Below are 20,135 nucleotides of genomic sequence, written 5' to 3' on the forward strand. Positions count from 1 at the left end.
AGATCATTTGAATAAGGCTGAACGGGCTGAATTCAGCATATAGCATGCCGAATCCAGCCCTGTTCTATCAGAAATCATACCCGACAGTCGCCAGTACAGAACGCTCTGCACCCCAATAGCAATAAGAGGTGTTGTAACACGCGGCGACGTATTTCTTATCGGCGATATTATTCACGTTCAATTGTACAAATGCGCCTTTCAGTGATGTTGACCACGTACCTAAATCAGCACGTACTGATGCGTCGCCCAAGGTATAAGAAGGGACTCGTAAGGTATTGGCATCGTCGGCCCATTGCTTACCAATGTAGCGGATACCTGCACCGATATTGATGCCATAACCTGCATCATATTGCGCCCACAACGAGGCCATGGTGGAAGGTGCAAGCACGGGTGTATTGCCATCATTACCATCAATGGCATCTTTGAATTTGACTCGGTTATAGGTATAGCCTGCGATCAGACTCAAGCGGTCATTAATTTGGCTTCTGGCTTCCAGCTCTAATCCCTGTGAATTCACTTTGCCCGCAGGAATATAGTAGGTAGCCGGTACAGCACGGTTTGCTACATCATTTTGTGTTAGGTCATACAGCGCAGCAGAGTAAAGCGAAGTGCTGCCCAGAGGCTGGTATTTTATGCCCACTTCATACTGCTCGCTGGTCATCGGTTTGAGCAATTTTTGCTGTGCATCTGGGAATAAGCTCGGTGTAATGGCTTGGCTGTAACTGATGTAAGGCGAGATTCCGCTCTCGAAGCTGTACAGCAATGAGGCACGGCCACTGGCATGATTATCGGTGCGTTCATCAGTGCTATTCGCTGTTTTATCGATATTTTCTGTTTTCATGCGGTCATAGCGACCCGACAAATTCAGATGCCAGTTATCCAGCGTCATTTCATCTTGCAGATAAACGCCGCTCTGTTCATAGCGGCGGTTTAAGTACGAAGTGTTGATGCCTGGCGTTGTCAGCAAATAATCGCGATACAGCGTACTACCGCCGGAAATGCCCGTATAAGGGTTCAGCGTGGTGGCAAAAGCACTATCGCTACGCAGATTATTGCTAAATTTTTGGAAATCAAAGCCCAGCATAACCTTGTGGTCAACTGCTGCCGTGGCAAAGTCAGCTTCTAATTGGTTATCAACAGCAAAGGCATTCAAAGAAGAACTCTCACCAGAATAGTAACGGTTCATCAGCGTGCGATCGCTATTCCAGCCGCCTTGATACACCTGCTCCAACTCGGTATTGGAATGGGTATAGCTGGCGTTCTGGCGGAATGACCAGACGTCATCAAATTTATGCGAAAACTCAGAACTATAAATTTGCTGCCAGCGCTTAAAGACATTGTGGTTACTTTCACCATCAAAGAAGCCACGGCTCAGTTTTTGTCCGTATATGCTGCCATCAGCGGGTACTGCACTGTGGTATCCGCCTGACGGGTCTTTTTGCAAGTTAGCCCGCAGCAGCAACGAGGTATTCTCATCCGGCTGCCACAATAATGACGGTGCAATCGCATAACGCTCTTCGCGCTGATGGTCATACTGGGTGTCACTGTTGCGAGTAATCCCTGTCAAACGAAACGCCCAATGCTCTGATATCGCATCGGTATAATCAAATGCCGCAGACTGTGTGTTGTGATTACCACCGGCCAGGCGGAAATGGCCTTCCGAGATAAATTGCGGGCGTTTGGATGTCATCATCACAACACCGCCAGGGATGCTCTGGCCATAGAGCGCAGAAGAAGGTCCTTTGATCACATCGATGCGTTCAAGGAACCACGGGTCTACCTGCAACACGTTAAAGCTACCGCCGTCACTGAGTAAGCGCAGGCCATCAAGGAAGGTATTGTTTACGTCACCGCCGTGGAAACCACGCAGAGCAATGGTGTCATAGCGGGTTGCACCACCGGCGAAGTTGGTGAACACCCCCGGCGTATAATTCAGCGCTTGGTTAACCGTGGCGACGTTTTGATCGTCCATTTGCTGGCGAGTGACGACTGAAACCGCCTGCGCGGTCAGAATGAGTGGCTGATCGGTCTTCGTGGCCCCTTTGGTGGTTTTTGCCGTGTATCCCAAAGTGGGTAAATCAGCTTCATGACCCGCTTGGGCGGTGACTTCTATCGTATCGTCAGCAAGGGAGGCGAGTGGAATAAAAATAGCCAATGAACACAAAACAACAGAACGCTTTTTGATAAAAGCCGAGAGCATCGTTATCTTCCCCAGATAAGGTTGCCCTAAGAATTTAGTGTTGTATCTGAGCGGCAATATTCACTCCCAGCAACACGAAACATTCAGGGCATAAGCATGTGAAATAGATGGTTATTGATTAGCATCCATTGCTATTCCGCATTGCAAATACCCTTGCCTGCGTGCCACATGAGTGGGGTTCCTAATTGCAGCGAACAATTTATTAAATGCGACTAATAATTACAATGATAATTATTATCCTTAGCATTTATTTTTTAGTGGTAATTATAGGAGTAAGATGATTCAGGATTTGAATCTATGTGCCACAATAGCCGCCAGATAGGCGACAACGATGCTTCGACATGACGTAATGCGCCTACACTCAGTTATTGGGTTAATTATGGCACTCACTTTCAGGCTAACCGGTTTTATGAAAAAGATTGGGTTCGTTGCTTCACGTCGCTATTTTTCGCTGCTATGCCTATTACTAGCACTTATTTTTACCTCTGCAGCAGGTAATGTCTTAGCTGCCACCGCATCAGACAGCACGTCTGACAGCAGCGAAGAACCGGCAAAGCCGGCGGTTTCTGTGCAACTGATTAGCCTACAAAAACAGCTCGATAAGCTGAAGCAGAACATTTCTGTCAGTGCGTCCGATAACCAGTTAAGTGTGCTCAATGAAACCGCCTTAGCCTTGGTTCGCGATGCCGATATATTACTCGCCGACTTGAAACCCAAGCGAGAGCAATTGCAAGCACAACTGGATGTGTTAGGCCCGCCACCTGCCGCCGGAGCCTTACCTGAAACGTCTGTCGTGGCGCAACAACGGCGGGTGCTGAACACGCGTAAAATTCAGCTCGATGGTCAGAATGATCAAGCTCAGTCCATTAGAACCAATGCCGATAATTTGGTTACACAGATCACTGCCTTACGGCGTACTGCCCTGAAATCACAAATCGCCTTAAATTCTGGGAGTATTCTGGGAGCACATTTCTGGGCACCGATCGTCAACCCGAATGCCGATGATGACAGTCGATTAAAAGATTTTATGCAAGAACTCGGCGACGCTTGGAATACCGCTTGGGACCCTGAATGGCGTTTGGGTACGTCAATGTACCTGCTGCTAACACTGCTTATCGGCGCATTTGGCTTTAAGTTCCTCGATATCCTAACCGCTTGGTTCTGCACCAACTGCCTCCCACAAGGCCCATTACGTCGTAGCTTTATGGCATCGGCGACCACGTTATCGACCGTGCTCATTACCGTGACGATGGCACAATGCATCACTCAAGCTTTTACCCGCTCGCCGGACACATCACAGCTAGTGATGGATTTTTCGCTCGCGTTTGTTCAACTCATGTTCTTCTCTGCGCTAGTCGCCGGTTTAGGGCGTGCATTTTTATCCAATCAGCGCCCTTCATGGCGTTTACCCGCGATTGCCGATGAGGTCGCCATCTCGCTGAAACAATTCCCACCGTTATTAGCCAGCTGTATCCTGATTTTTGGCGCGATTGATCAAATGAATAATATGATCAATATCAGCGTTTCAGCGGCCATTTTTGGTAATGGCATATCGGCACTGTTAATGGCACTCACCGCCGCTATTATTCCATTACGCGCCAATCGGGTGCGACGTAAACTCATCATCAGTGGCGAAAAACCTGAAGCCTATTCCACGCTCGCCGGGCTGATTCATTTCGCCATCGGCATTACAGCGGTGGCCATATTGTTGTCATTGTTGGTCGGTTATATCGCTCTCGCAAAATTCTTAAGCTACAAACTGGTATGGAGCTGCCTAGTTCTGGCATGTCTCTATTTACTGATTCATCTCTTCGTTGATACAGCAGAAAGTCTCTTTTCCCCCACTAGCAGTGCCGGTAAAGCCATTAAACAATCGCTGAATATTGACGATCGTCATTTAGCACAAGCGGCAACGTTATTATCCGCCACCAGCAAAGTGGTTCTGATACTGCTAGCGATTATCGCTCTGCTCAATGGCACCTTCGGCTCAACGACGCCAATTTCGTTGCTGCAAAAGGCCATGGAGCTTCTCAGTGGTGAAGGACTGGAAAAGCTTAATATCGTCCCAACCAACTTATTGAATGCCGTAATTTGCCTGATTGTTGGGATATATGTATTAAAAGCGGCATGCCGTTGGTTAAATAATGAATTCCTGCCCAAAACCCAGATGGATAACGGCATAAAAACCTCAGCTGTCACCCTGTTCAGTAATATTGGTTACGTGCTGGTGATTTTACTGACGTTATCTGTACTCGGTATCCAATGGAATAAATTAGCCTGGATTGTCAGTGCCCTGTCGGTAGGTATCGGTTTTGGTTTACAGGAGATCGTGAAAAACTTTATTTCCGGTATTATCTTGCTGACCGAACGGCCAGTAAAAGTCGGGGATTTGATCAGTATCAGTGGAGTGGAAGGTGATATTCGCCGTATTAATGTCCGCGCGACTGAAATCCAGCTCACTGACCGTTCGACCGTGATCGTCCCGAACTCCCAATTGATCTCTCAGAATGTACGCAATGCCACCATGGCCAATGCTCAAGGGGTGGTGACCATCGCGCTGACCTTCCCACTCGATTTAGATGTTGAATTGGCGCAAGCGTTGCTGATAGAAGCTTACGAAGAACATGAGTCGATACTCACCACGCCGGCCCCATCGGTAAAATTTAGCCAGTTAAGTCCAGACGGCATCGTGCTCAGTGTTACTGGTTTGGTCCCCAGCCCACGCATGGTCAGTACAACCAAAAGTGCGTTACTCTTCAGTATATTAACGCGATTGAGAGCGGCGGGTGTTTCGTTGGCGGTGGCGACTAATAGAGCCGCACCGGTCGCCAATTAGTGCTTACAGCCAGCGCAATTCAAAGAAGAAAGAAGCAACCCTCCGCGGCTGTTTCTTTCGTTATCATGGCACTAAGATACGATCTCTTGTACTGAGCTGGCATCGACAAGATAGTCCAGTACATCTTGTACCTGATGCCACTCCATCCAAATACGGTCTTCAAGCGGTTGTTGACTGTATTGCTCCACGGATGACACCAACTCCAGCATCTCTAAAGAATCCAGATGCAGATCGATAATCAGGCGCGATTGCCTATCAATACATTGTGCCTGCCCTGCATAGCTACGGATCTGAGTGAGTTCATTTAGGAGCCAGCAATAGTGTGCATTCTCAATGGTCATACACTAGCCCCTGACGCTGACGCCTTATCTTGTTGGTCGACTGACACAAGTTTGTCGTTGTCCTGCTCTTTCAGAATAGACCCTAGCACTTCCTTATATTTTCCACCCTGAGTGAGTTGCTCATAAGATAGGCGTTGACGAGTTGGGCTAACAGAGCCCAATACTTTTGATTGAGCTTTATCCATATTCTTCACTGAAGATGCGTCGTTATGCTTCTGGAATAGATCAATAACTTCAGAAGAGATTCCCATAAATTCAGAACCGGACGCATTAAGGGATTTAGGTGCTTGAGTACTTTCAGTCTCCTTTGCCTTTCTCGCATCTGCCAACTCAACAGCAGTAGGTGATGCATTTTTTTGGGCAAGATAACGCATGCCGCTTTTCCTGTAACTCGATGATTGGCTGGAACCCGATATCGCGCCATTGGTCAACGCCACGACGGGTACATCTTTGTATGATGGAAGAACGTTCCCTTGAGTACCAAAGTAGCCCCCCTGTGAGTTAAGTTGATAAGTCGTTTTCTTTACGGGCGCTTTAGATGGAACCTCGTTGGCCTGACTATTCACCTTGTATTCAACACTGGATGCTGGAACGGGAATAACAGGTGGAACGGGCTTATCCGTGAGCGGGGGGATTGAAACCGCGTCAACAATGGAAGCCGAGCTACTGTCTATTTCATCATCAATGACCGGTTTCTCTTTTTCAATCAATGGGGGGCGGGCTTTAGATACAGTGGTAGCCGGTTGTGGTTGTTTTTCTACCTTCACTTCATCAGGCACAATCTTTTCAGCTTTGTCTGTTGTTCCAGAGGTCACAACATCAGAAATAATCTTTTCAGATTGACCCCTTGTTGTTGGGACCACGACATCAGGAATATCTGCACGACGAGTTGACTCAATATTGCCCGGCAATAGCCGCTCTGTCAGTAAAGTCACGCGATCTAACGCATCCGCCAGTTTATTGAAAACAGGCGCTAATGGGGTGAGCAGCTCATTGATATTGTTATTAATGATAGGGCTTACGTTGATCGATGGAGAAAATACCGGCGAAAAAGAGCCGACAGGCTGGGTGGTAGCTGGCGCACTACGATAATCAATAAGAGGTTCAGGCATGGGCGAGCGTTGAGAATATGCTTTAGTGTTAGGCAATGATGCGGGTAAGCCCATATCATAATCTATTGGTGGCTCGGCTGGAGGAGAGTGTTGTAAATGTGGTTCGGTATTTGGCTGTGAGGCAGCTGAATCCGGGCTAGTATTTTTCTCGATTCTTCTAGCGATGATTTGCGTTTTGTGTTCCAACGCTGTCATCAAGAAAAACATTTGAGGCGCTTTATTATTCCCCTCTTTATGTTTAAGAAAACCTTCCTTCAACTTACTAATATTTTCATCGTTTGCTTTATTAAGTTCAGGATAGAGCTTCTGTAGAACTATTTCCGGATTCGCCTTCAATTCCTGAAGTTGTTCAGCATCTAATACAGTTGAAAGTTTTTCTATAATATCCGGATAAACACTATCTTGCAGGTATTTTTGGCAAACTGAATCAAGATTTTCTTGCTTGTTCGCTCCATTAGTATCAATTCCCAGTTGCTCAAAAATTGCATTAGAAAACTTCTCCAATGCTTTATTCGCATTTTTTTCCTTGGTACCGTCGTTTGATAGCGTCAGCATCGATTTATAGAATGCTACTGCTTGATCCTTCACTTTTTCTATTTTATCTTCAGGAAGAAACTTAAAAAGCGCAAGAGAAGCTTTAGTTCCATACATGATATTTGAGGACGTAATGGAATTTTCATTTCCTTGGCTCATTACTTTAGCAAACTGCTCTAACTCGTTAACCTTACTTGAGTTTTTACTCATATACTGGTAAAAAAAATTAATATTTTTTGTTCCATTAACATCCCCTAATGGTTTACCATTAGCTGAATCTGAACAGAAAGAGTGGCACTTATTGTTCTCACTAGATTTTGCAACATCCAGTGGATTACTTTGTGACGTAGTAGATATTTTAGTGATATTCTCAGCGACCAAAGGCCCATAACTATTAGAGGGATTGGGTTTTCTCGGTGCAACTTGTTGGGAAGTATAATTTGGTGAAGTTGATATATTCATGACTATTACTCATTGTAAATTAATTAAACAATTAGCGAGACGATACTGCTTACTGAAATGAAAAATACTTGGGTTAGATAGTATTGCAGCTATCAGAAAGTTTTTTGAGCATCTATCCTCCACTGCACTTAATTGCATGCTTATTATCATATCTATTCTCACTCACAGAGAAGTATTGCTATCATCAGCTAGTAAGCTTGAAAATAGAGACACATTGAAAATACCCAATACCGAAAACATAGAGAGTGAAGAGTACACAACAGGCCGATGTGAGTTAGATAAGGGAGAGCTCATATTTACACCCTCTCGTTATATTATCTGACCAGAATATACTTGAGTAAAAGGTATGAAAATAAGCTCCAATGAACAGAGCAACAAACGTGAAGTTTGCTGCTCTTTAACTATTGTAAATAGCCAGCATTATAGCGGTGCAGATCTTCTGTCATTTTGGTTAGCAGCTGGATCATCGTTTCAAACGTGCTGTTATCCTGACGGAATCTTTCCAACAATTGCGAAACGCTACTATTGACTGAGTTCTTTTGGCTATCAATCGCTGTTTGCAAACTCTGGAAACTTTGTGATGCCATATCACCGCCTTCCCAATTCGCACTACTATTGGCTACACTGGCATATATCTGTCTAATCGCAGTTAAGTTGGGAAATATTTCAATTTTTCCATCGCCGCCTCGTTTTACGATATACCCATCACCGAGTTTTTCCTTCCAAAAACCGAGTGCGGTATCATCGCCACTAAAAGAGTGAATAAGTTTTGTCGAGTTATCATTTGGTGACCAATTCTGATAATGACCTTGTCCATACGCATTGAAGTGCGTATATTTTGAGAAAGTTTTATTCATTTCCTCCAAAAAGGCTTTTGGACGAAAATGAATTTTTCCATCACTGCCGGCCTTAATGAAATCACTCATTTTCCCAATCGCAGTGTTGGCATCTTTCATAAATTCAGCGGCTTTCTGGTTGATCTCAGAATAGGTTTTCTGATAACCGCCATGTATGGTGTTTATCAGACCTTCCAGCGCGTCAATATGAGGTGGTGTTCCCTCAGAACCAAGCGGTTTTGCTGCTACTCCGCTATTCGTCGATCTCTTTAATCTGGCGAACTGGAAACCTCCATCAGTACCGTTGGTAGCCGCTGCTGACGAAAAATTTTTAGCCATCTTGTTATAGTTATCACTACTCCGCTGTAAATCACGGTGTAATTGACGTGATTGGCCTTGAACATCATCCGCATTCGTCGACAATGAAGAATTCATACCGTTTGTATATGAATTTGATAAAGGTAACAGAGACTGATTTTGGGCCAATAATAGTGTTGCGGCGCTATAGGGATCGTTTTTATCTTGAGACAAGATAAGCGTATCCATTCCTTGCAAGGCCATCGCTGCCGATTGGTTTCCATCACTGTGCGTCATTGGCGTACTTCTCGCGTGCCCCCCCACGAGGAGAGGCAGAGGCCTTGATGTGACTATCGCTTCTGCCATCGTGATTATCCCTTAATCAAACTTTGGTTTGTACGAATAGTCGAGTCACGCATGTTGCTCATATGCTGGCGCATCTCTTTTATTGCCTCTTGGCTGCGATCAATCTGTTTCTCTTTATCGCTGGCAATACTACGAGCAACCTCAGCAGTGCTGTTTTGGATCATCTTGTCTGCTTCGCTCTCTTTGACGGCCGACAGATTTGAGTTATTTGCTAACTGACCAGCATTATCAGACATACGCGACATCTGCTCAGCAATGCTGCCTTGCGTGCGATATTTATTGGTCTTCCGGTCATACTCTTGCCCATGAAGTTCCGCTCGATTCTGCACGTCATTAATGCTCTTTATATTTGCCTGCTTGGCATTTGTCTGCTCAGCTAGCGTTGCCGTCTCAACTTGAGATGGCTTAGTCGTCTCAACTTGAGATGGTTTTGCCGTCACGTCTGAAGATGAGTTCCCCTTCACGGCTGGAGTTTGTTTTGCACCAATATCGATTCGATGCCCACCGATCTCCATGAAATTATTGGCATCATTAGCCTTCGCAAGAGTGGGAGCATCCATTTTATGCAGATTACGTGCCATACTCTGCGCTTGGGCGCGGTCAATATTTGCTGGCTTCAGATGCTTATTCACGACCTGATTCTGCTTACTTAAGCCTCGGCCCTGAAAAGCAGCACCAGCCCCCGCAATCCCCAGTGATGTGGCGAACCCTGCGATTGCGCCATTAAAAATCTCCTTCCCTTCTCGGATGGTTGATTCCGCTGCCTTCTCAGTCATATCGGCGCTGAGCGTAGTAAACATGCTGTTAATTCGACGCTCAGAGATATTGATCTCCGCCATAACTTGACGCAGCATGCTGAGCATAAATCGCATCATGTCATTGGTTTGAATGCCAATAAAACGACTCTCCTTCACCGAATCTTTTGACTCAGCAATGTTGTCTAGACTCTCTTCCCCCAATTGCACAGCCTGTGTCTCTTTTAATAACGAGCTCGATAACATGGTCTGCGCGGCGGCCGTCAAATTACGCTGTTCAACATCATCTGCCATGAGTGCATCAAGCAACACACGGTTCCCAGCACTCTCACTAGTTGCAGCTATTTCGCGTTGTAAAACATGGTTCAGGGCTTGTTTTAGCCCCTCGGGAGTGATTGACATTGCAATGCGTAAATCATCTAAACGAGCGGTATTTTCTGGATTGCTCAAATCGTTAAGTTGGGTCGACATATCGTCATGGCTAATACCCACCAAAGGAGCTGCCAACTGCGGCTTCCCGCTCGCAGCGGTAAAATCGCTAGTCAGTGATTTAACATCCTGCACATTCAGATTGTTTGCCGTGATCTGTTCTTTCCCCGTTGACGTTGGTAATGGGGTAAGGTTTGGGTTCATTCTGACATTAGCGATGTGGGGGGCTTGTTGAATAGTGGTCATCAATAATCTCTCTTGTAATTAATTAAGCAAAACTGCTTTTCATCATGTTGGCTTTCGAACGGCCAGATTCATTCAGTGCGGTGAGCATGCCTTCAAACATCTCGTTGATTTGGTCGTATGCTTGCCCCATAGACTTAATTAGTGCTTTAAGCAGCTCATCAATCGCCTGAATGGCAGTGTTATTACGCAGCATATCTGCCAGCAGTTCTTTCATATCTCGGATAAGGGCGCTGGCATGTAAATTCAATCCACCACTAACGGCGGCGTTGGTTACACCCAGAGCCATATTGGTGCCATTGAGGCCAAGCTCGATTTTGCGAGCCGTGACATTGGTGATTTTTCCTGCGTCTTCCACCTTATCGACGACTTTGGCCACATCATCTGCTTTATCAGCAAACTTCGCCAAAGGTTGGCTCAAATTAGTGGCTTTACCGCCAACTCGACTCAGCGCACCAGTGAGCTGGCGCGGCAAGGCTTTTACTGCGCTTTTCATCACGTTAGTCACGACTTGCTTACTGATATTGACAGCAGCTTGACCGGCATTTTTGGCAAATGAAGACATTGAGAACAATGAGACCGCGAGGAATGCCACTGCGGCTAATATCATGCCTACAATACTGCCGATCTCTTTGGCCTGTTCTTCCGGAACACCAAATGCAATCAACATATTGGTGACACCCGTCGAAATCTCTGCCGCTAGCATCCCCATCAAGCTGCTATTCCCTGTCTCCTCCAGCACGATATCGGCCACGGTCATGGCAATACCAATGGCGGCGACAGCTATCATGAGTGGCCCCGCCGTTCCCAAACTGGCCACGGTTGCTATCACGGACACGGCTAGCATGATGTAACCGAAAACTTTACTGGCGCAGGAAGCGGCCTTATTCGCTTCATCAGCTTTGCGTTGGGCCTCTTCCGCTTCTTTTGCTTTCTTTTCAGAGTCTTTACGCGAGGCTTCGTTGATGGCTTCCATCACTTCTTGCTGTTGACGCATACTTTTAATGCTGTCCTCGTTCATAGCCTTTTTCAGCTGCGCGGTTAGCAAGGTCAGCAGGGCCAATGAACTCTCCCAACGTTCGCCCTCCACTTGTGGTGGACGTGGAGCACTCTCAATAAAATTATTGATTTCGATGCGACTGTTGTTCGCTTGCACTGCAAGTTTCGTCGCCTGCGTTAACGCCAATTTATGGTTACTTTCGAGTACTGAGACATTCAGGTTGGCTTCAGCCTGCTTGGTGGCCAAAACAGTCAGTTTGTCTTCTAGCATCGTGATTTTTGCCTGAAGCTGCGCCGTCTGCTCTAGCGTTAATTTTTGGCTATTCTCGAGTGCTGGCTTATTGCTGCCCTCTGGAGTGAGCTTATTTTGACTTTTCGTCGTCTGTGTATTGAGGCTTTCCGTCGCCAGCTTTTGACCACTTTTCGGCGTCGAAACATTGCTGTTGTTCAATTGCAACTTGCTGTCACTGAGTTGCGTTTCTAATGATTGTTGTTGTTGCGTAAGACTAAGTACGGTGTCTTTGCCTTGTTGCAAAGCTTGGCTACAAGTTTCAGCCTTATCCGTGGCGGCTTTCAGTTCGCCAAGGCCCTGTTCCAATGCTGATAACAATTTATCGCCATGCTGGCGTAGTGCAGAGGATTCAGCGTTGATCAGTTGTAAACGGCCACGTAGTTCACTCAAATTATTGCTGTGCAAGAGCTGGCGTAATGTCGCAATAGATTCGAACAACGCTGCAGAGGCATTAAATCCTTGAGTCTCTGCCGTTTTTTGGTTTTTTCCTTCGGTTCGATTGGTCGCATCTCCTTTAAGTTTTTCGGGTGTATTCGACATTAAATAGGCCTGAGACAGACTTATTTTTGGTGCTGCTAGTAACGGGCTACCTTCTCGGCGGTGACGACGTTCCTGCTCAGTTGAGGCTAATTCTCGACAAGCATCCTCAAGTGCTAACAGATTTTTAGTCGTCTCATCACGTACTTGGTTAATATTCACACCCTGGGTAAAAGCTCGAATATTATTAATACGTTCATTACTCGTCTGTGTTGCATTAACCATACGATTTACCTTGTTAAATCAAGTTGATTCTTCTGTCTGCCTTTTCTCAGTCAGATTTCGTTTCAATGCGGTGATATATACGGAAGATTTCTGCTGTAACTCAGTATCCAATGTCCCGTTATAAGTACTTTCAAAGCAATGCAGTGCCGCGCTACTTTTTTTCATCATCAAGTTGCACTGACCCGCATGAAATAATGGACGGTAATCATCTTTAGCCAGAACAAAAGCAAGAGAATAAAGTTCTGCTGCTTTGGAATAACGTTTTGTCAGTTGGTAAATTGCTGCTAGCCCCATAACATAATCAGTATTATAAAAATCATATATACTGAGAAAACGGAAAAACGTTTCGGCTTCGTCTAACTTACCCTGTTGATAAAACTCATACGCATAAGCATAAAGTCCATCCATTGTACTTTGTGGGATACCGTGAATATCTTTATAACTAGCGCCATCCATTAATGCCTGACAAACGTCATCAAGCACAGCTTCCATATCTTCATTTTGGCTTTGTTCTGCATCATGGTTCTGGTTCATATACTCTCCTGGATTATATTTTAAGAAATATGATGCAATACCAATGCATGCATCATAATTAAATTTAAAAAGGTGTTCTTATAAAAAGCGATTTAAGCGGTATGGTTGCTGTTGTTTCCCTCCTCAACATCATTTGTGGGATCATTTTTTCTCTCTAATTGCTCAAGTACGGCATCAATATCAATGCCCATATTTTCCAGTTCAACACGTATCAGCCAGTGAATAATTTTCATCACATCATCTAGCCCCTGCTCATCGATAAAACTGTCTTTACGATAGTTCCGCCACAATTGGCGAGCCAAAGGGATATCCCTCACAACCGGTATCCCTTGTTGTTCGGCATAGGCTATTATCGCTTTTGCTTGTATTCCTTTGGTTTTCATCATGATGAATGGCAATGGAGCCACATTATCATTAAAATAGATTGCCATAGCGATATGCGTCGGGTTTGCCATCACAAAGGTCGAGTCACGGACAGTAGACTTCACTTCTTCCGATAATAGCTCCTGATGCAAACCTCTACGGGCGTTCTTAATATGAGGATCTCCCTCATTATCTTTATATTCTTTCTTCACTTCTTGTTTTTCCATTTTCAAATCTTTAATGAAAAGGAAAAATTCGGTGAGTGTATCAATAATCAAAACCAATAATGCCACAGCCAGAAAAACAACAATAAAAACAATACACAGATGAGCCCACTGATTAATCATTCCATTGATTGTGGTGCGATAGAGCATAAATATCTCTTGTCGCCAAAAAACAAAAAACAGTAATGCTGACGTTCCAAACACCAATAAATAGAAAAAAGCTTTCACGAACTCTTTTAATGAGCGCATGGAGAATATTTTTTTTATACCTGAAATCGGATTTAAGCGAGAAAAGTCAATTTTCACCGCTTCTGTCGCCAAACGAAAGCGACTTTGTAATAGCGAAATGATCGCACCAGGTAAAAAGCAGGCCAGTAAAACTGGAACCACGGCCCATAAAAATAAGCTATATAGTTTATCCAAAAATGCTTCAACACCAATTTCGGTCGGGGAGAGTAAAATCTTTTGCAGTAAACTCCCTAATCCATATAAGCTGGAGAAACCGGAAATCGCCATTGCTCCAGCAACTAATACTACAGCGGCAACCATATCCTTACTTTTAAAACTTTGTCCTTTCTTTGCCGAATCGCGAATTTTTTTCTCGGTAGGCTTTTCTGTTTTTTCTGCCATATTACACCTCCGCGATTATTGCTGCGCTACGCCAAAAATATCGTACAGCGGGCTCAGGGAGATCATATTCACCAAAATAGAAGGGACTTCATTCTGGAAATAGAGTAAGAACACCATGAATGCAATGACGGACTTAATGGTTAATGATAAAGAAAAGGCGTTGAGCTGGGGGCAAAAACGGGAATATAGCCCTAGCGCAACCTCCGTAATAAATAAAGTCACCAAAATAGGAGCTGCAAGAATAATCCCTTGCACCACTAATTGATTGAGCCAGCGCCCCAACGGCAAGCTATCGAAATGTGTAAAACCTGCGGCAAAGGGCAATAACCGATAGCTCTCAGCAAAAGTCTGCGCCAGTAACAACATTCCACCCTGTGCCAGAAAAATCATCACAATGATATAGCTGACTAGGACGGACATCTCGGAAGACTCCACGCCATTTGCTGGATCGATAGTATCGCTGATCGTCGCCCCTCGTTGGTTATCTATCAGTTCACCGATGATATTAGCGATAAAAAACGGCAAGCTAAGAATAAATGCCAGAATCAAACCGACAGTCAGCTCATATAGGATGAGTTCACTTAAAAATGTCTCTTCCCAATCGATTTCATGTGCTGAGAAAAAAGGCCACAGCCCTAAAGCCAGAAAGACAGCAACACAATTCTTAATAATGCCGCTGTTAAGTAACTTAGCACTGAGAAACGGCAAGAAAAAAAACACCGGTGCGATCCGTACCCAAGCGAGTACCAACTTCAATAACCCTATCTGAAAAGCAGAATAGAACGATACGTAAAACCCCAGCGCCTCCGCACTCATTAGCCGATCCCCGCAGGTGCCAGTGCGATCGCCAGTACTTCAGTGGCATAATTCATGACCTTATCGGACAGCCAACCTGAGATCATAAATAGCGATCCAAACACCGCCAGTAATTTGATGCCAAAGGGCAGCGTTTGCTCTTGAAGCTGAGTCACGGTTTGAATCAAGCCCACTAATAATCCGACGACCGTCGCAACAAAGACCGGAATTGCCGACAGCAGCACGATGAGCAACATAGCTTTGTTACTGGCATATATAATTTCGTCCATCTGTTAATTACCTTACTAATGCTGCGCCAGTTCCATGTATTGCATAATCAGCCCCTTAGAGATAAGTGACCAACCGTCGATTGCCACGAACAAAATTAGCTTTACCGGAACAGAAATCGTGACTGGACTCATCATCATCATCCCAAGGGCGAGCAAAATGCTGGAGATAATCAGATCAATCACCACAAACGGTAGATAGATATAAAATCCAATTTCGAATGCTGACTTAATTTCACTCAATGCGTACGCCGGTAACAATGAGAATAAGGTTGGTTCAATGTCCTCTTCTACGGTTGGATCTTCACTACGCCCCTGCTGGACTGACTCGAAGAACTTAAGCAGATCTGGGTCAGAGTATTTTTTCAGGTAGGCTTTGTAGCTGCCTAGTCCTCCTTCAACAAAGTTATCCATCGACTCAGCATTGCTGAAATCAACTTGTTCGGTGCGCATATACTGATGCACATCTTGGATAACTGGCATCATCACAAACAGTGAGAGCAACAGTGCGATCCCATTAAGTGCCATGGTGGAGGGGACTTGTTGCACGCCCATGGCATTACGGACCATGATTAACACTACTGAGATCTTTAAGTAGCAAGTCCCCGCCGCGATAATAAAAGGCAGCAATGTAGAAAGTGCAACAATCGCCAATAAGGGAATATCGCTGGGAATAGTTGGCATCGACTTATGACCCTAAATGGCCTTGGCACGCCAACTTTGTGACCTCCAGACCCAACTCATTATCGTCACCGATATAAATAAGCTCCCCTTCCGCGATCAGTTGCTTATTGGCGTAAACTTTCACTTCACGATCTTTATCTGCACCTAACTCATACACTGAACCTGGTTGAATAAAGGCCAATTCTTCTAATGGGATTTCACTTTGGCCTAATACAAAGGTTAATTTTACAGTGACATCACCCATATTGAACGGGCGTGGTGAGTCCTCCGGCAGCACGTCATCCAACCTTGGCAGGGTATCTTCCGCCCCCGAGGCATAGTCAATATTTTCTTCCACCACGAATACTCCCTCTTGCTGTTTCTGAAAACGGGCTATCGCACGACCCGCTATGGTTAATTGCAGTTGCAGTTGCTGAATACAGAGCACATCACGCAGTGCTAGCGTCTGTAATAAACCTGCGCTGATGTAGCTGTAGCCCAGTACCCAATCAAGCTGTTGAGTCACGTTTGACCCAATGTTCATTCGGGCAGATACAGCCTCAAGCTGGCGAATCGGTGACGCTAACAATACGGTCCCTAACAAAGGCTCCATAACTGTCAGCCAAGGTCGATTAATCACTCCACCTTCAACAATCTCAACACTGTCCACGCGAAACTCATTCGCGAAAAAAGTACAACCTTCATTTTTGTTCATGAAAACACTGACGAGACTCTGGCTATCCAATGCTTGCCAAGCACAGCTGTTCAGCTCAGGCCAACTATGACAACACCACTGATCAACAGGTATTAGCACAGAGATTTTTTCAGTGGTGCTATATAGCTGAGCACGAAAATAAAGTTCCCCAGTTTCGGGGGTAATCGCACTTTTTTCTGGTTGATAGCGCTGTTGCCAGCGCATCACCTGAATCTGAAGCGTACTGAGTCGACGAATATTAAGCATGGTTATGCCTCGTCCTCTTGCTCGGCTTGTTGCTGCTCGCGACGCTCTTTATTTTGCTCATCATCGCGAAAACGCAACGGGTTATCCGATGTCAGTAAATGCCGATTTTCCTGTAGCGTTTGCTGAACGTCGGCGCTAGTCGTTATCGCAGTTAGTTCACCTGCACCAGATAACTCAAACGTCACCACCGGGCTATTTTTCCACTGAGTGAAGGTGTAACTCAGTGTGCGATTCCCTGCTGTCGGCTTACCTTCAGCCACTAATGCCTCGGGTAGCGCCCTATTCGGCGCTTTAACCTCGACTGGCTCCGCAAACGAAGAAGACTGTACAGCCGGCTGTTGGGTAAACAGTTCAAGCGGTGACTCATCACCTTGAGCAGGCGCTTTTTTCTGCGCATGTAAAGCAGCAGTGCTCAATTCATGGCCCAGTGCTGATGAAGCAATATCACCCTCTTTGGCCACGACATCAGGCCGGCGAGCATTGACCGAGGTGTCGTGATCATTCTGTTTTTGCCCCTCAGCGGATAACGAGGCGACAGAAACTTTCGATATTGTTGACTGGTCACGATTCGCTGAAGATAAGGCATCCAATGGAACAGCATCGCTATCTTGTTGGACAGCATTTAGCTGAGTATCTGTTTTAGCCTCAACGGTACTTATCGGTGCTTTTTCGCCGATAAACTCACCTGACATGACGGGTTTAGCCGACGTTTTCTCACCAGTTTGGGGTCGGACTGCTACCACGTTTTGCAGGGATGGCATCATCTCTCCCGCCTGAAAATGTTCAGTGCTTGGTAAAGGTGCGGCCTGCAATTTAAGCTGCGTGCTAAGGGGCATATTGCTCACTGTCATGACGGGAATCAGTACCGCCGGAGCAACCTGCTCTTCCATCTTTTTTTTGCGCTGCTTAATTTTCTCCAGCAACTCTGCTGCTTTTTTTTGCGCTTCCTCCCGTATAAAGCTCACTTTCGGTTCATTATCACCACGCCGAACTTTCGACGGAGACACTCGGGCGGAGTCATCACACTTGAGATCAAATGCAGTGCTATTAGGTGCCTGTTTTATCGCCACCATACGTGGATAATTCCTCAATTTCGTCTTGCTGTTGAAGTGCTAAATTTAACCTCAGTCTGAGACGCTCCTGCTTTAGATAACTTTGGAATTTCTCATACCGATTATTCGTCTCTATTAATCTTTGTTGTAACAACCGTTGTTGCTGCTCGAGTTTTTTCTGTTCCGAGCTTAAGCTCTCCTGTTGGTATAACAGGCGGGCAACCTCTGCCAATAAGGCCGCCTTATGACGTTGCCGCTCAAAAAAAGCGTCACGAGTAAGCTCTGCGGACTGTTCATAAAGAGTACTCTGGGCTTCCAGAGCGTTAACACGCATATGAATATCTTGCTGTTCTTGCTTCAGGGTCTGTATCGCACGCAGCAATGTTTGCCGCTCTTGCTTTACTCGCTCCAGCCTTCGCTCCGTCAAACTCAGCAAATTCTTAACCATTAGCCTGCCAACTCATTGATATGACTGAGCGTACTTTCAAAATTGCCCGAATCCTCCATTGACTGTTGTAAGAACGCTTCGATTGCATCCCGCTTATCCAACGCATGATCGTTGTCTGCATTCTCACCACGCTGGTACTCACCGAGATCAAGATAAAGCTGTATCTGATCCAGCCGCCCAAGCATTTCACGTGTTTTGGCCGCCGCCTGACGATGGTGGGGAGTACTGACTTTGGAGAAAACGCGACTGATACTGTGCAGAACATCAATGGCGGGATAATGGCCCCGTCCGGCAAGTTTTGAACTGAGATAAATATGACCATCAATAATCGAACGAATCTCATCCCCAATGGGGTCAGATTCTTCTTCACTCTCCAACAGAACCGTATAAAACGCCGTAATCGAGCCATGCTGTAATACGCCGGGACGTTCTAATAAAAGTGGAAGTTGTTCGAAAACAGAAGCAGGGTAACCGCGTCGAGCCGGAAGCTCCCCTGCGGCCAGTGCGACATCACGCAAGGCACGTGCATATCGGGTCATTGAATCAACAAACAACAACACATCTCGCCCCTGGTCGCGAAAATACTCTGTAATTGCAGTCGCCAATAAAGCGGCATTACATCGCTCTACGGCTGGGCTATCTGATGTGGCGTACACTAAAATAGTTCGTGCACTGCGCGGTGATGCTTGCAGCTCATGGATAAACTCCGTGACTTCGCGGCCACGTTCACCAATTAACGCGACAACACAAATGTCCGCCTCCGCATGGTTCATGATCATACTCATTAAGGACGTTTTACCACTGCCTGCGGATGCAAAGATCCCCATACGTTGCCCTCGCCCACAAGTGAGTAAACCATCGATCGCCCTAACACCCGTGACCAAAGGCTCATTAACCGGGCGACGCAGCTCAACGCCAACCGGCGGGCTATCAACTCGACGCGAAGTCGTGTATGGGGATTTCACTATCGTAGCTTCACGGCTCAGAACACCAACTTCCTCCCCAACGGCGTTAAAAATCTTTCCCGCTAAATGATCACCCATTTCAAAAACAAAGGGTTGGCCAGTCGGGCGGATCACCACGTCACGTGTCATTCCTTGCGCCCGACCAATCAAACTTAATAGGGTCAGATTGCCTCTAAAACCGACAACCTGAGCTTTGGCAATGACTTCTCGCTGGCGTAAATCACGCTCAATCAGACATATTTCACCGATAAAGACCCCTTGCAGTGGGGCTTCAATGAGACAACCATGAATGCGCGACGGATGCGCGCAGGTTTCAAAAATTTTCATCACTTAAGCAGTTAACAGTGTCATGAGCTGATGGCTGCGCTCATAAAACTCTTCCAGACTGGCGGAGAATAACTGCGGGTCATTCATCGCGGCTTCAGGCATGACTGCGGAAAGGACAAAAGTATCATTGGTAATATTCAGCGCGGGTTGCCCAATTTGGAAATTACGCGGTGTATAAGCCAACAGTTCGCTTAATAATGAGCTGCTTTTAGTATCGAAACCTGTGGCATGATATTCATAAAGGTTGCTCCACAAAATAACATCATCACTCGCCAGATCGACGTTAATGGGTGGCGACTCGTTCAACTCCAACTGAATAGTAGAGTGACAATCTAATTGAGTATTAATTAAATCCTGACGACCTTCATAAGATAAAAATGTATTTAACGCTTCGATAAACCGATATTTCATGTTAACTCTCC

At 45.7% G+C, this 20,135-nt stretch carries 17 protein-coding genes; 1 reads left to right on the plus strand and 16 read right to left on the minus strand.

The genetic code is table 11. From position 1 onward, the window contains the following. Positions 1-67 precede the first annotated feature (67 nt). On the minus strand, positions 68-2,200 hold the full coding sequence (locus tag DA391_RS20760; protein ID WP_108088161.1) for a TonB-dependent siderophore receptor: 2,133 nt from the start codon (positions 2,198-2,200) through the stop codon (positions 68-70). Between the two features lie 379 nt (positions 2,201-2,579). On the opposite strand from DA391_RS20760, the gene DA391_RS20765 reads away from it, so the two are divergent. Next, on the plus strand, positions 2,580-5,036 hold the full coding sequence (locus tag DA391_RS20765) for a DUF3772 domain-containing protein (RefSeq protein ID WP_057644201.1): 2,457 nt from the start codon (positions 2,580-2,582) through the stop codon (positions 5,034-5,036). Between the two features lie 71 nt (positions 5,037-5,107). Here the strand turns inward: DA391_RS20765 and DA391_RS20770 are convergent, their stop codons facing one another. The 15 genes from DA391_RS20770 to DA391_RS20840 all read right to left on the minus strand — a co-directional run bounded on the left by DA391_RS20770 (position 5,108) and on the right by DA391_RS20840 (position 20,124). After that, the gene (locus DA391_RS20770; RefSeq protein ID WP_050080974.1) at positions 5,108-5,377 is read right to left on the minus strand and encodes a hypothetical protein; all 270 of its coding nucleotides are present in this window, start codon (positions 5,375-5,377) and stop codon (positions 5,108-5,110) included. Further along, complete coding sequence (locus tag DA391_RS20775) at positions 5,374-7,485, minus strand: hypothetical protein (protein WP_098905144.1); 2,112 nt, start codon at positions 7,483-7,485, stop codon at positions 5,374-5,376. The genes DA391_RS20770 and DA391_RS20775 overlap by 4 nt, the downstream gene beginning before the upstream one ends. 401 nt (positions 7,486-7,886) lie before the next feature. Next, positions 7,887-8,915 carry a hypothetical protein gene (locus DA391_RS24385; protein WP_050874608.1) on the minus strand — a complete coding sequence of 343 codons (1,029 nt, stop codon included), beginning with the start codon at positions 8,913-8,915 and terminating at the stop codon, positions 7,887-7,889. Between the two features lie 74 nt (positions 8,916-8,989). Continuing rightward, a complete protein-coding gene (locus tag DA391_RS20785; RefSeq protein ID WP_050874606.1) occupies positions 8,990-10,414 on the minus strand; it encodes an IpaC/SipC family type III secretion system effector in 1,425 nt (474 codons plus the stop codon). 22 nt (positions 10,415-10,436) lie between these two features. Continuing rightward, entirely contained in the window at positions 10,437-12,464 is a 2,028-nt protein-coding gene (gene sctE / locus DA391_RS20790; protein WP_057644155.1) for a type III secretion system translocon subunit SctE, read from the minus strand. Between the two features lie 18 nt (positions 12,465-12,482). Further along, the gene (sicA, locus tag DA391_RS20795; RefSeq protein WP_057644151.1) at positions 12,483-12,998 is read right to left on the minus strand and encodes a type III secretion system translocator chaperone SicA; all 516 of its coding nucleotides are present in this window, start codon (positions 12,996-12,998) and stop codon (positions 12,483-12,485) included. Positions 12,999-13,090: 92 nt separating this feature from the next. Further along, positions 13,091-14,215 carry an EscU/YscU/HrcU family type III secretion system export apparatus switch protein gene (locus tag DA391_RS20800; RefSeq protein ID WP_057644147.1) on the minus strand — a complete coding sequence of 375 codons (1,125 nt, stop codon included), beginning with the start codon at positions 14,213-14,215 and terminating at the stop codon, positions 13,091-13,093. A gap of 15 nt (positions 14,216-14,230) precedes the next feature. After that, positions 14,231-15,031, minus strand: a complete 801-nt coding sequence (gene sctT, locus DA391_RS20805) for a type III secretion system export apparatus subunit SctT (protein ID WP_057644144.1) — start codon at positions 15,029-15,031, stop codon at positions 14,231-14,233. Then, positions 15,031-15,300, minus strand: coding sequence for a type III secretion system export apparatus subunit SctS (sctS, locus tag DA391_RS20810; protein WP_049605042.1), 270 nt, complete (start codon positions 15,298-15,300; stop codon positions 15,031-15,033). Before sctS ends, sctT begins: the two co-directional genes overlap by 1 nt. A gap of 15 nt (positions 15,301-15,315) precedes the next feature. Beyond that, the gene (locus tag DA391_RS20815) at positions 15,316-15,972 is read right to left on the minus strand and encodes an EscR/YscR/HrcR family type III secretion system export apparatus protein (RefSeq protein WP_172678442.1); all 657 of its coding nucleotides are present in this window, start codon (positions 15,970-15,972) and stop codon (positions 15,316-15,318) included. A gap of 13 nt (positions 15,973-15,985) precedes the next feature. After that, entirely contained in the window at positions 15,986-16,921 is a 936-nt protein-coding gene (locus tag DA391_RS20820) for a FliM/FliN family flagellar motor switch protein (protein WP_057644138.1), read from the minus strand. 2 nt (positions 16,922-16,923) lie between these two features. Beyond that, positions 16,924-17,994, minus strand: a complete 1,071-nt coding sequence (locus tag DA391_RS20825) for a type III secretion protein (RefSeq protein ID WP_108088162.1) — start codon at positions 17,992-17,994, stop codon at positions 16,924-16,926. After that, positions 17,969-18,421: a hypothetical protein gene (locus DA391_RS20830; RefSeq protein ID WP_057644132.1), complete on the minus strand. Its 453-nt coding sequence runs from the start codon at positions 18,419-18,421 to the stop codon at positions 17,969-17,971. Before DA391_RS20830 ends, DA391_RS20825 begins: the two co-directional genes overlap by 26 nt. Beyond that, on the minus strand, positions 18,421-19,713 hold the full coding sequence (sctN, locus tag DA391_RS20835) for a type III secretion system ATPase SctN (RefSeq protein ID WP_108088163.1): 1,293 nt from the start codon (positions 19,711-19,713) through the stop codon (positions 18,421-18,423). Before sctN ends, DA391_RS20830 begins: the two co-directional genes overlap by 1 nt. A gap of 3 nt (positions 19,714-19,716) precedes the next feature. Continuing rightward, the gene (locus tag DA391_RS20840; RefSeq protein ID WP_057644126.1) at positions 19,717-20,124 is read right to left on the minus strand and encodes a type III secretion system protein; all 408 of its coding nucleotides are present in this window, start codon (positions 20,122-20,124) and stop codon (positions 19,717-19,719) included. Positions 20,125-20,135: the final 11 nt, after the last annotated feature.

It is taken from the genome of Yersinia massiliensis (assembly GCF_003048255.1).
Lineage (GTDB): Bacteria > Pseudomonadota > Gammaproteobacteria > Enterobacterales > Enterobacteriaceae > Yersinia > Yersinia massiliensis_A.

Bases quoted from the DNA above. Each gene is read 5' to 3' on its own strand.
- DA391_RS20760 (WP_108088161.1), bottom strand. From the start codon at position 2,200: ATGCTCTCGGCTTTTATCAAAAAGCGTTCTGTTGTTTTGTGTTCATTG.
- DA391_RS20765 (WP_057644201.1), top strand. From the start codon at position 2,580: ATGGCACTCACTTTCAGGCTAACCGGTTTTATGAAAAAGATTGGGTTC.
- DA391_RS20770 (WP_050080974.1), bottom strand. From the start codon at position 5,377: ATGACCATTGAGAATGCACACTATTGCTGGCTCCTAAATGAACTCACT.
- DA391_RS20775 (WP_098905144.1), bottom strand. From the start codon at position 7,485: ATGAATATATCAACTTCACCAAATTATACTTCCCAACAAGTTGCACCG.
- DA391_RS24385 (WP_050874608.1), bottom strand. From the start codon at position 8,915: ATGACGCACAGTGATGGAAACCAATCGGCAGCGATGGCCTTGCAAGGA.
- DA391_RS20785 (WP_050874606.1), bottom strand. From the start codon at position 10,414: ATGACCACTATTCAACAAGCCCCCCACATCGCTAATGTCAGAATGAAC.
- sctE (WP_057644155.1), bottom strand. From the start codon at position 12,464: ATGGTTAATGCAACACAGACGAGTAATGAACGTATTAATAATATTCGA.
- sicA (WP_057644151.1), bottom strand. From the start codon at position 12,998: ATGAACCAGAACCATGATGCAGAACAAAGCCAAAATGAAGATATGGAA.
- DA391_RS20800 (WP_057644147.1), bottom strand. From the start codon at position 14,215: ATGGCAGAAAAAACAGAAAAGCCTACCGAGAAAAAAATTCGCGATTCG.
- sctT (WP_057644144.1), bottom strand. From the start codon at position 15,031: ATGAGTGCGGAGGCGCTGGGGTTTTACGTATCGTTCTATTCTGCTTTT.
- sctS (WP_049605042.1), bottom strand. From the start codon at position 15,300: ATGGACGAAATTATATATGCCAGTAACAAAGCTATGTTGCTCATCGTG.
- DA391_RS20820 (WP_057644138.1), bottom strand. From the start codon at position 16,921: ATGCTTAATATTCGTCGACTCAGTACGCTTCAGATTCAGGTGATGCGC.
- DA391_RS20825 (WP_108088162.1), bottom strand. From the start codon at position 17,994: ATGGTGGCGATAAAACAGGCACCTAATAGCACTGCATTTGATCTCAAG.
- DA391_RS20830 (WP_057644132.1), bottom strand. From the start codon at position 18,421: ATGGTTAAGAATTTGCTGAGTTTGACGGAGCGAAGGCTGGAGCGAGTA.
- sctN (WP_108088163.1), bottom strand. From the start codon at position 19,713: ATGAAAATTTTTGAAACCTGCGCGCATCCGTCGCGCATTCATGGTTGT.
- DA391_RS20840 (WP_057644126.1), bottom strand. From the start codon at position 20,124: ATGAAATATCGGTTTATCGAAGCGTTAAATACATTTTTATCTTATGAA.